The 11,511-nt window shown below is 58.1% G+C and carries 9 protein-coding genes; all 9 read left to right on the top strand.

Features of this window, described 5'->3' with window-relative positions; translation table 11 throughout:
• Positions 1 to 33 precede the first annotated feature (33 nt).
• The 9 genes from VGM18_09870 to VGM18_09830 all read left to right on the top strand — a co-directional run bounded on the left by VGM18_09870 (position 34) and on the right by VGM18_09830 (position 11,489).
• Positions 34 to 1,581, top strand: coding sequence for a Wzz/FepE/Etk N-terminal domain-containing protein (locus VGM18_09870; GenBank protein HEY3973300.1), 1,548 nt, complete (start codon positions 34 to 36; stop codon positions 1,579 to 1,581).
• Positions 1,582 to 1,605: 24 nt separating this feature from the next.
• Positions 1,606 to 2,559: an AAA family ATPase gene (locus VGM18_09865; GenBank protein HEY3973299.1), complete on the top strand. Its 954-nt coding sequence runs from the start codon at positions 1,606 to 1,608 to the stop codon at positions 2,557 to 2,559.
• Positions 2,556 to 3,488: a CpsD/CapB family tyrosine-protein kinase gene (locus VGM18_09860; protein HEY3973298.1), complete on the top strand. Its 933-nt coding sequence runs from the start codon at positions 2,556 to 2,558 to the stop codon at positions 3,486 to 3,488. The genes VGM18_09865 and VGM18_09860 overlap by 4 nt, the downstream gene beginning before the upstream one ends.
• 8 nt (positions 3,489 to 3,496) lie before the next feature.
• Positions 3,497 to 4,897: a TIGR03013 family XrtA/PEP-CTERM system glycosyltransferase gene (locus VGM18_09855; GenBank protein HEY3973297.1), complete on the top strand. Its 1,401-nt coding sequence runs from the start codon at positions 3,497 to 3,499 to the stop codon at positions 4,895 to 4,897.
• A gap of 121 nt (positions 4,898 to 5,018) precedes the next feature.
• Complete coding sequence (locus VGM18_09850; GenBank protein ID HEY3973296.1) at positions 5,019 to 6,143, top strand: glycosyltransferase family 2 protein; 1,125 nt, start codon at positions 5,019 to 5,021, stop codon at positions 6,141 to 6,143.
• A gap of 80 nt (positions 6,144 to 6,223) precedes the next feature.
• Complete coding sequence (locus VGM18_09845; GenBank protein ID HEY3973295.1) at positions 6,224 to 6,994, top strand: methyltransferase domain-containing protein; 771 nt, start codon at positions 6,224 to 6,226, stop codon at positions 6,992 to 6,994.
• Between the two features lie 28 nt (positions 6,995 to 7,022).
• Complete coding sequence (locus VGM18_09840) at positions 7,023 to 8,372, top strand: O-antigen ligase family protein (protein ID HEY3973294.1); 1,350 nt, start codon at positions 7,023 to 7,025, stop codon at positions 8,370 to 8,372.
• Between the two features lie 83 nt (positions 8,373 to 8,455).
• Positions 8,456 to 10,438, top strand: a complete 1,983-nt coding sequence (gene asnB / locus VGM18_09835) for an asparagine synthase (glutamine-hydrolyzing) (protein ID HEY3973293.1) — start codon at positions 8,456 to 8,458, stop codon at positions 10,436 to 10,438.
• 13 nt (positions 10,439 to 10,451) lie between these two features.
• Positions 10,452 to 11,489, top strand: a complete 1,038-nt coding sequence (locus VGM18_09830) for a sulfotransferase (GenBank protein ID HEY3973292.1) — start codon at positions 10,452 to 10,454, stop codon at positions 11,487 to 11,489.
• The last annotated feature ends 22 nt before the right edge of the window (positions 11,490 to 11,511 follow it).

The raw sequence follows: 11,511 nt of genomic DNA, 5'->3' as shown, positions 1-11,511 counted from the left end.
CAAGGTAGGGATTGAGGCCGGAAGGACACGAAGATGATTCAGAATCGCGAATTAACGATGGACGACTATCTTTCGATGCTGCGCCGCAGGGCGAAGGTAATCCTGATTCCGGCGCTGATCGCGCCGCTCATCGGATTTCTGGTCTCTTATTTTTTCACGCCCAAGTTCACCTCGTCGTCGACGATCCTGGTGGAGCAGCAGAAGGTGCCGGAAAAAATGGTGCAGCCGATTGCTTCCCAGGACTTGACTTCCCGCATGGAGACGCTGCAACAGCAGGTACTGAGCCAGCCCAATCTACAGAAGGTGGTGGACAAGGTGTTTCCGGGCAGGAACAGCCAGGAAGCCAGCGAGATAATCGACGATATTCGACTGAATATGAGAGTGGAACCGGTGGTATCGGATCTGTCGTTATCGCAAAAGAAGCCAGGGCAAACTCCGCCGACGCCGGCCTTTAATGTCACCTACACCTATCGGAATGCCCGAGAGGCGCAGCAGATTTGCAATGAACTTACCGGCCTGCTCATACAAGAGAACCAGCTCTCGGTTCAGGCCGCAGCCCATGGCACCAGCGCGGTGTTGAAAACAGGGTTGGACGATGCCAAAAATAGGCTGGACGAACTGGACAAGAACCTGGCGCAGTTCAAGCAGAAGTATGTGGGACAGCTTCCGGGAGATGAAGAGAATAACCTGAAGATCCTGTCGGGGCTGAACTCGCAACTGGAAGCGAATACGCAAACGCTGAACCGCGCGCAGCAGGATAAGACCTACACCGAGTCGATGCTGGCGCAGCAATTGGGAGCGTGGAAGTCGGCGCAAAGCTCGACCAATCCGCAAACCCTGGAAAAGCAGCTCTCCGACTTGCAAACCGCGCTGCTGGGACTTCAGGCCCGCTATACCGACGACCATCCGGACGTGATCAAAACCAAAGCTGACATTGCGGAAGTAAAGAAGAAGCTGGCGGAGATCAACAAGGCGTCGACGGATCCGACAGACACCAGCAACGACAAGGCTTCGGCCACCGAGCCGCCGGAGATTCGTCAATTGCGGCTCCAGGTGCATCAGTACTCCGATCTGATTACAGCAGCCACGCGCGATCAGGGGCGGCTCCAGAAAGAGATCGCCGTCTATGAGGGACGCGTATCGCTGAGCCCGGCCGTCGAGGAGGAGTACAAAGGTCTGACCCGCGACTACGACAACCAGCAGAAGACGTACCAGGATCTGCTGGCGAAGAAGAGCGACGCCGACTTGACCGCGAACATGACCAACCAGGAGGAAGGTGAGCGGATGTTTCCGCTGAATCCGGCGGACCTACCGGACGCGCCCAGTTTTCCCAATCGCTGGCTCTTTGCGGCAGGCGGGCTGGGGGCCGGGTTGGCTTTGGGTGGCGGGCTGGCCATGTGGCTGGAGCTGCGCGACAGTTCGATCCGCACCGAGGCCGATGCCGAGGCGGCGCTGGAGCTGCCCTTGCTGATTTCGGTTCCCTGGGTGGGAGTCGTCGCCGAGCCCGTAAAGAACGGGAAGTTCAAGTTCTGGAACCACGACAAGAATCCTGAGGAGCACAAGCTAACGATCGGAGTCTAGGCCAGGCTGGATTCAGGGACAACTATGTACAAAGAGTTCTACGGACTAAAGGCGAATCCGTTCAACGTGAACCCGGACCCGCGTTATCTGTTTCTGACGCGGCATACCGAAGAGGCGCTGGCGTGCCTGACCTATGGCATTCAGAGCCGCAAGGGCTTCGTTCTGCTCACCGGGGAGGTGGGCACAGGCAAAACCACGCTCATCAACAAACTGCTGGAGTGGCTGCGGCTACAGCAGGTGGCGACGGCTTTCATTTTCAACTCGCGCCTGAACGTGCCACAGTTTCTGGACTACATGATGGCGGATTTTGGCATCCCCTGCGATTCGAGGGCCAAGAGCCAAGTCCTGCTGCGGCTGTACAACTGGCTGCTGGACCGCTACCGGGCGGGAGAGACTGCGGTGCTGATCGTAGACGAAGCACAGAATCTTTCCGAGGAAGTGCTGGAAGAGATCCGGATGCTGACCAATCTCGAGACCTTCACCGAAAAGCTGTTGCAGATCGTGCTGGTGGGGCAACCGGAGCTGGAGCAGAAGCTGAAGCAGCCGCAGTTGCGCCAGTTGCGCCAGCGGTTGACCTTGCGGGCAAGAACCCACGCGCTGACCCCCGACGAAACCAAGGCTTACGTGCAGCAACGGTTGCGCATAGCGGGCTCGAATGGGCAGCAGATATTCGAACCGGAGGCGGTGGCTGCCATTCACCGCTATGCCGCGGGAATTCCGCGCGTGATCAACTTATTGAGCGAACACTGTCTGGTGAGCGCGTTTGTGGACCAACAGAAGCTGATCGGCGCGGCGGTAGTTGACAATGTGGCGCGGGATTTCGATCTGGGCGACAACACCCCGTCGGGCACCATGACCATATCGCCGCCGGGCGGGACCGAGAAGTTTGATTTAGTGGACGCATTGCGGTCGCTAGCCACGCTGGCCGACCGTTTACGCGAAGAAGAGAAGGACCTCCCCGACGAAAGGAAACTATGAGCCGTATTCATGAAGCATTAAAGAAAGCCGAGCAGGAGCGGGCCGCGAACCAGGGGGTCGCGGTACAGCCCAGCTTTGCGCCGCCGCCGCCCGTGGCAGATTCACCGTTATATACGGAGGCGCCGGCATCTCCAATGGCGGCGGAGTCGTTGGTAGCCGGAATGCCGGTTTTGGCCACTCCGTACGGGGTCGAAGCGCTGCTGGGGCGATGTCCACAGTTGGAGTGGAGGCCTGATTTGAGCACGATGTTGTTCATGAACGGCGACGACAGTGCACGGGGCACCGAAGAATTTCGCACTCTGCGATCGCGGCTGTACCATATGCGCGAGAAGATGACGCTGAAGTCGCTGCTGGTGACGAGCGCGCTGCCCAAGGAAGGCAAGTCGTTCACCTCGGCGAATCTGGCCCAGGTGGTAGTGCGGCAGCATGGGCGGCGAGCGCTGCTGATCGACGGCGACCTGCGCGGTCCCCGTCTGCACCAGGTGTTGGGTACAACGCCGGGACCCGGCCTGGCGGAATATCTGCAAGGAAAAAACGACGAGTTTTCCGTTATGCAGAGGGGACCGATGGAGAATCTATTTTTCATTCCCGCCGGTACCGGCATCGAAGATCCCGCCGAGATGGTGGGCAACGGGCGGCTGAAGATTCTCTTGCAGCGGCTGGAGCACCTCTTTGACTGGATTATCATCGATTCGCCCCCGGCGGTTCCGGTGGCCGACGCCAGTTTGCTGGCCAAGGCTTGCGACGGGGTGTTGATGGTGGTGCGCTCGAATTCGACGCCCTCCGAAATGGCCCGCCGGGCGCGACTGGAATTTCCCGACCAGGCCATGGTAGGAGTCGTGCTCAACGGTACCAGGGAAGACGCAGCGCCCTACCAGCGTTATTACTACGAAGCTTACGAGAAGAAGACGACCGAGCCCAAGGCCTAGGGGGGGAAGTGATCCGGCTTTTCAGAGTCTACTACCCTGCGCGAACGCTGGTACTGCTGGCGGTCGAGACGCTGATTGTCTGGTCTTCCTTTGTAGTGGGAACCCTGGCGAGAAGCCCGGACGACTGGCTTCTGAATCTGAACAATCAGCTGCTGATCGAAGGCGGATTTTTCAAGATCCTGTTGGTCACCGGGATTGTGCTGATGCTGTCCCACGGGCTGGATTTATACGATTCCTCGAGCCTGGTCGCGAAGTGGGATCAGACGTTTCGCCTTTTGCTGGTGCTGGGGCTGGTGGCGCTGACGCTGTCGGCGGTGGGCTATATCTACCACTATTTTTTGCCGGGCCGCGATTTTTTGCCGCACGATTCCGCGCTTTTGGGCCTGGTCATTTTGACCTTCTCGCTGTTGGGCTGGCGGGCGGCCTATTCCTGGCTGGTGCAACAGAAGTATTTTCGCGAGCGCGTTTACGTTCTGGGCACAGGAGAGCGGGCGCAACGAGTGCGAGATGGGCTGCGGCAGCGCTCGGAACTGGGCATTGAAGTGGTGGGCTGGACGGGAGACATAACCGGAGAACTGAACCGGGAGAGCGTGGCCAGGCATCTGCTGGGGTTGGCTCAGGAGAACGGAGTGCATCGCGTGATCGTGGCCATGCCGGATCGGCGGGGTACTTTGCCGGTGGAAGAGTTGATGAATCTGCGGCTGGCGGGCGTGAAAATGGAGGAGGCAACGTCATGGCTGGAGAAAATTTCCGGCCGGATTGAAGTGGAACAGCTATATCCGAGCTGGCTGATTTTCGCCGATGGCTTCCGCTTCAGCAGCTTCTTCCGGCTGGTGCGGCGCGTGCTGAATTTTCTGGTAGCCCTGCTGGGAACGGTGATCTCGCTGCCCCTGCTGCCGTTTGTGGCGCTGGCGGTCAAGTTCAGTTCCCCGGGGCCGGTGCTCTACCGGCAGCGGCGGGTGGGGCGGGCCGGCTCAACGTTTTATTGCTACAAATTTCGCACCATGCGGCAGGATGCGGAGGCGGATACTGGCGCGACCTGGGCTACCGATAACGATCCTCGCATTACGCGCGTGGGAAAGTTCCTGCGCTCGTCGCGGCTGGATGAACTTCCACAGTTGTGGTGCGTGTTGAAGGGCGATATGCACTTCGTGGGGCCGCGGCCGGAGCGGCCGGAATTCGTGGAAATGTTGAGTAAAGAAATTCCCTACTATGGGGTTCGCCACACGGTCCGGCCGGGAATTACGGGCTGGGCGCAGGTGCAATACAAGTACGGCAACACGATTGAGGATGCCCGCGAAAAGCTGCAATACGATTTGTTTTACATCAAAAATGCATCGGTGGGGCTGGACTTCTGGATCGTCTTCCAGACCGTCAAGATCGTGCTGTTGGGGCGTGGAGCGAAGTAACGGGCCGGCCAGGCCGGCCTTGGTCCAGGGGAAGTGGTCTCCAGGAGACGGGTTTTCCGGGACACCGCTTGCAGGACATCGGTTTGCGGGATCTTCATCTGTGGGATAGGGAGGGACTGGCGTGAGATGGGCGTTCTGGCTGTCGGCGGGGTTGGTTGCCTACACCTATCTGGGCTACGCCTGCTGGTTGCGCGTCCGCCTGCTCTGGCGCGCGCGGCCGGTGCAGCATGGAGATGCTGCGCCGCCGGTGTCGATCGTGATGATCGTGCGCAACGAGGAAAAGATTCTTGCCGACAAGTTGGAGAACCTGCTGAGCCTGGATTATCCGGCGGAAGAATGCCAGATTATCGTCGTCTCGGACGGGTCGACAGATGGGACGGAAGAGATTCTGCGTGGGTATGCGCGCGATCCTCGGATTCACATCGTTCTGAATCAGTTGCCGCAAGGCAAGGCGTCGGGATTGAACGATGCCATTCAGTTGGCACAGGGAGAAGTTGTAGTGTTTACGGATGCTCGGCAGAAGATCGAGCCTCAGGCTGTGCGCCGGTTGGTGGAGAACTTCGCCGATCCGGATGTGGGATGTGCGAGCGGGGAATTGATGTTGGGCGATATGGATGGCGGCGAGAGCAGCCAGGGACTGAGCCTGTATTGGAGGATCGAAAAACAGGTTCGCAAACTGGAGGCGGCGTCGGGTTCGGTGGTGGGAGCAACCGGGGCTCTCTACGCAGTGCGCCGAGTATTGCTGACGGTGGTGCCGGCGGGCACGATTTTGGACGATGTTTACTTGCCGATGCAGGTGGTGCGGCAGGGCAAGCGAGTGGTGCTGGACGAGCGGGCGCGAGCCTGGGACCAGCCGAACCTGGGTGCAGGCCGGGAATTCTCGCGAAAGGTCCGCACGCTGAGTGGCAACTATCAGCTTCTGCAACTCGCACCCTGGCTCTTGAGCGGAGAGAATCCGATCCGCTTCGAGTTTGTCAGTCACAAGCTCTTGCGTCTGGTGGTTCCGTTTGCGCTGGCGATGTTGCTGGCGGCCTCTTTCTGGCTGACGACTCCCTTCTACCGGGTCATGTTGATCCTGCAACTGGTGTTTTACGCATTGAGCGCGCTGGCGCTGAGCAGGATGGTGAAGGGCGGCGCGCTGGCAAGGCTCGCGGATGCGGCTGGAACTTTCGTCCTGCTGAATGGCGCCGCCGTGGTCGCGTTGGCGAACTTTTTGGCGGGCCGGCGCGCCGCCTGGACGCGGTAGAGGAATGGGAACATTTGCAATATTCGATCGGAAGGCATGACGGGTGCTTCCAATCATGAAGGGAAAAGGGAACACTTCGCATGAACAACACGATATCTGAGCGTGATCAAGCCGAGATCGAGCGCAGCGCGGAAGAGGCGCGTAGAACCATCCTGGCCGGCATCGACCGCGCTCAAGTCGATCGCTATTTAAATCCTCCGTCCGATACTCCCTATTCTCTTGAGTACGCTTTTTATCTGCTGGGGGATGTACGCGGCAAGACGGTAGTCGATCTGGGATGCGGCACGGGCGAGAATATTGTGCCGCTTATCGAGCGTGGCGCCCGTGTGATCGGGATTGACATTTCTCCGGATCTGATTGAATTGGCGCGGCAACGAGTGCAAAAGGCAGGCCTGGAAGCAGCCTTAAAGATCGGTTCGGCCTACGATACGGGTCTGGAGAGTGGATCGGTCGACGTCATATTTTGCATCGCTCTGATTCATCATCTGGACATAGCGCGGGCCCGCAACGAAATGTTGAGGATCCTGGCGAAAGGCGGGGTTGTGATTCTGAAGGAGCCGGTTCGATTCTCCAGGACGTACGCTTTTCTGAGAAGCTTGTTGCCGGCGCAGGAGAACATTTCGGAGTTCGAGCACCCGTTGACGCGTGAGGAACTGGCGACAATGACGGAGCATTTCGAGGCGCAAGAGGCAAGATATTTCCGATTGCCGTGGTTGCCGATCGTTGCCAAAGTGCTGCCGTTCATGCGCCGGGCGGCGTGGAAAGCCGACGGTTGGATGTGCCGGCACTGGCCGGCGATGAAACAATATGCAACCACTGTCACGATGAGGTTGGTGAAGGCCGGGGCTTAGTCTTAGGCGGCATGGCAAGAATACGTTTATGACGGTGCAAACCATAACGACCGCAGGGAATGAGAGAACGTTTCGGAGGCCGGCTCAGGCTGGTTCCGACGGGCTCCGCAAGTTCCTGTTCGGCGCTACGGTAGTGTTTTGTTGGCTTTATTTTTACCGGCCGGAGGATTACATTCCCGGGCTCACTTATATTCCGATGGCAAAAATCGCCGGCATCATTGGAATGGTGGCGTTCCTGATCGGTATGATGGGCGGCGGCGGCAAAACGAAAATGCCGAGAGCCATCCAGATTCTCTGGCTGCTGCTCGTGCAGGTGACCATGTGCGTCCCGTTCGCGATCTGGAGGGGCGGGGCTCTTTCCACGGTGATCGACAAGATCTCGAAAGGCGTGGTGGTTGCCACCTTGATCAGCATGGCCGTGGTGAGTGTGCGCGAACTGCGCAGGCTGCTTTGGATCCAGGTGAGCGCAGTCGCTCTGGTGACCTTCATTTCCATCTTAGTGGGACACTCGAAGGACGGGAGGCTGGAAGGAGTTCAGAAGAGCATTCTGGAGAACCCGAACGATCTTGCCATAAATATCGCGATCAGTTTTCCCCTGGGCTTAGCCTTCATGTTGCGCGCCAAAGGTCTCAAGAAGGTCGTATGGCTGATCGGTCTATTGTTCATGGGCTTAGGCGTGGTCCTGACTTTATCGAGAAGCGGGTTGCTGGCTTTCATTCTCAGCGTCGCTATTTGCGTATGGGAATATGGAATCAAGGGGAAACGCAAATCCCTGGTTGGGGCGACCATCGTAATCCTGATCGTGGGTTTGGGCGCGGCACTCTCGACCTCGCACTACCGAGCCCGCGTGGAGAGTATTTTCCTCGGGAATATTGAAGGTTCGCACGATAAGGGGTCGCGCGAGGCCCGCAAGGAGCTCTTGATAAAGAGTATTAAAGTTGCGGCGGCACACCCGTTATTTGGGGTGGGACCGGGTTGTTTCGTACTCGTGGATAAGGGTTGGGTGGTGGCGCACAACACGTATACGGAACTGGCGGCGGAAGATGGCATCCCTGCGCTGGTGCTGTTTCTTCTGGCGATAGCGGCGGCGTTTAGGAATCTTGCCCTGGTTCGGAAATCCCGTCAGTATGCGGAGGATCCGGAATTCAAGCTTTTCACTCAGGCCTTGGGAGCGGGAATTGTGGCGTATCTGGCGGGAGCCTGTTTCGCCTCAACCGAGTACCTTTTGTATTCTTATCTGTTGGTGGCGTACTCGTGTTCCATGGTCCAGATCATTAATCAGCCCTGGACCGGCCCGGCGCCGGCAAAGAAGGGTCAGCGTTTCAGTGGTGCAACGTATCGCCGCTTTGAGCGGCCGCAGCCAGTCTATAACCGCTGATGCTTTTGTTCCGGTTGAGCCTGGGGAAGTGAACTGTCGGCGGGACCTAATCCAGTCTGGGTAACGAATAAGGAGATCGGCCAGTGTGCGGGATAGCAGGCGTAGTCGGCAGGCCAGGCGAGGTCATCCCGGCGGACGACGTGCGCCGGATGTGCCAGACGATCGTCCATCGCGGCCCCGATGATGAAGGCATCTACGCGCATGGCCCGGTGGGACTGGGCATGCGGCGGCTTAGCATTATTGATCTGGCCGGCGGAAAGCAGCCCATCCACAATGAAGACCAGTCGGTCTGGGTGGTGTTCAATGGGGAGATCTACAACTTTCCCGAATTGCGCCGCGAACTCGAGAGCCGAGGGCACCGGTTCTACACCCACAGCGATACTGAAGTAATCGTTCACCTCTACGAGGAGATGGGAGCGGATTGCGTAAAGAAGTTGCGCGGCATGTTCGCCATCGCCCTCTATGACGCGAAGCGGGATTCCTTGTTGCTGGCGCGCGACCGACTGGGCAAAAAGCCGCTGCACTACGCCCTGCACCGGGGCCGTCTGCTGTTCGGATCGGAGATCAAGACGATTCTCGCACTCCATCCGGAATTGGCCGAGGTCGATGCCGAAGGCTTGCTGCAATATTTTTACTTCGGATATATTCCCGATCCGCACACCGCGTTCCGGGGCATTCGCAAGCTGCCTGCGGGGCACTTGATGGAGTTCCGCAACGGCGAAGTGAAAATTCGTCAGTACTGGGACCTGCCAAAGTACGGCACGCATCCGGCGATTAGTGAAGATGAATGCGTGCAGGAGTTGGAGCGCCGGCTGGAGGAAGCGGTTCGCATTCGGCTGATCAGCGATGTCCCCCTTGGAGCGCTGCTGAGCGGAGGCGTGGATTCTTCCATCATCGTGGCGCTGATGGCGCGCACCAGCGCGAAGCCAGTGAAAACTTTTTCCATCGGTTTTCAAGAAGAACGATTCAACGAAGCGGAATATGCGCGGCTGGTAGCGGAGCGCTTTGGCACGGAGCATCACGAACTGATTCTCGATCCGGATCTCGATCAGACTCTGCATTATCTCTCGGGGATGCTGGAAGAGCCGTTTGGGGATTCTTCCATGCTGCCCACCTATTACGTTTGCCGAATGGCCAGGCAGGAAGTCACCGTTGCTCTGTCGGGCGACGGCGGCGACGAATTGTTCGCCGGGTATGACCGCTATCTGGTGGCGATGGAACGGCCGAAGTTCGATCCATTACAGCGCTGGCTGGGGCCGATCTATCGCGATCGAATTCATGGGCTGATTCCGGCAGGAATGTACGGGAAGAATCTGGCATGGAATGCGTCGCTGAACGATCGCGATCGTTATCTGGACGGAATTTCGTTTTTTCCGGCGCTGCATCGGGAGCGGGATTTGTTTACGGCGGATTTTCTGGAAAGCGCGAATCGGCTGCCGGATCCGCTGCTGGAATGGCAGCGGCTCTACGACTCGGCTCCGGGCGAGGACCGGCTCAGCCGGTTGCTATATCTCGATACCAAGACTTATTTGAATTCCGACATTCTGACCAAGGTCGACCGCATGAGCATGGCCACTTCACTCGAAGTGCGAGTTCCGATGCTCGATCACGAATTTGTGGAGTGGGTGAGTTCTCTTCCCGTGGAATGGAAATTCAGGTCGGGAGTAAGAAAACATATTTTGAAGAAACTGGCGGAGCGGCTGGGGATTCCGCCGGCATTGCTGCAACGGCGAAAACAGGGGTTCCAAATGCCGCTGGTGGATTGGATGCGGAGCGAAAAGAAAAACCAATTCTGGGGCGTGCTGCTGGAATCGAGAACGTTGGAGCGTGGTTATTTCAAGCCTGACGCCGTGCGCGCGCTCATTGACGAGCATGTTCGCGGACGGCGCAATCGGTCGGGGCTGCTCTGGCGCATGCTGGTTCTGGAGTTGTGGCACAGAAATTTCATGGAAAGCCGATCGGGTTGGACGTCCCCGCGCCGTGCTCCCGAGATTCGCAGCCACGAGGCACGTGCGCTGCTGCCTCCGATGGAAATACAAGCGCAAACGGGAGCTACTACCGACTGAGGAAGTTTTATAAATGATGACGATGATTCCCAATATCTCAACCACGGGCGTAGACCATGACGCGCAAGCGGGCGGCCGCAGCGTAGCGCCGGTGTTTGTGGTGGGCTGCGGGCGGTCGGGAACGACGCTGCTCTATCACATGCTGTTGTCTGCCGGGAATTTTGCGGTATACCGGGTCGAATCCAATGCGATTAACCTGCTGGAGCCGCGATTCGGGGATTTGTCCCAGGACGGCAACAAGATGCGGCTGCTCGAAGCATGGTATGACAGCCGGCTCTTCACGTTATCGGGATTGGATAAAGAAGAGATTGCGGCGAAGGTGATGAGCGAATGCCGGAACGGCGGGGATTTCCTGCGGATCATCATGTCGGAGATGGCGCGGAAGCAGGGCGTGCAGCGCTGGGCAGACACGACCCCGGAGCATCTGCTGCACTTGCATCGCATCAAAGAAACCATCCCTGAGGCGCTGGTCGTTCATATTATTCGCGATGGGCGGGATGTTGCGCTCTCGACCGAGAAGCAAGGGTACATTCACCCTCTTCCGTGGGATCGGAAGTCTCCAAAGATGGTTGCGGGACTCTACTGGGAATGGATGGTGAACACAGGGCGGCGGGACGGCCGAGATTTAGGCGGGGATTATACAGAAGTTCATTTTGAGGAATTGGTCGGCAAGCCGCAGGAAACTTTGACCCGACTGGGCGAGTTCATCGGGCAGAAACTCGACTATGACGAAATCCGGAAAGCGGGCGTTGGTTCGGTGAGCGCGCCGAACAGTTCTTTTGGCGACGCGTCGAAGGCGGATTTTAATCCGACCGGGCGCTGGCGCAGCGGATATTCGGAAGAAGAACTGGCGACCTTCGAGGGATTAGTCGGACATACGCTGGAAGAGAATGGATATGAACTGGCGACTAAGGATCGCGACGCGTTAAGCCGAGCCGACCTGCGGCGCATGCGGGCCATGTACCGAAAGTATTTCGACGCAAAGTTATATCTTAAAGCTAAGACGCCTCTTGGACAGTTGCTGGTTACGCGGGATCTGTCGTGGATTTAAGATTGCGCAAAGTAACGTCGAA

The sequence above is a fragment of the Candidatus Sulfotelmatobacter sp. genome (assembly GCA_036500765.1).
GTDB lineage: Bacteria > Acidobacteriota > Terriglobia > Terriglobales > Acidobacteriaceae > Sulfotelmatobacter.
Note: the sequence above shows the minus strand (reverse complement) of the source record. Positions and strands in the feature narration are given on the sequence as shown.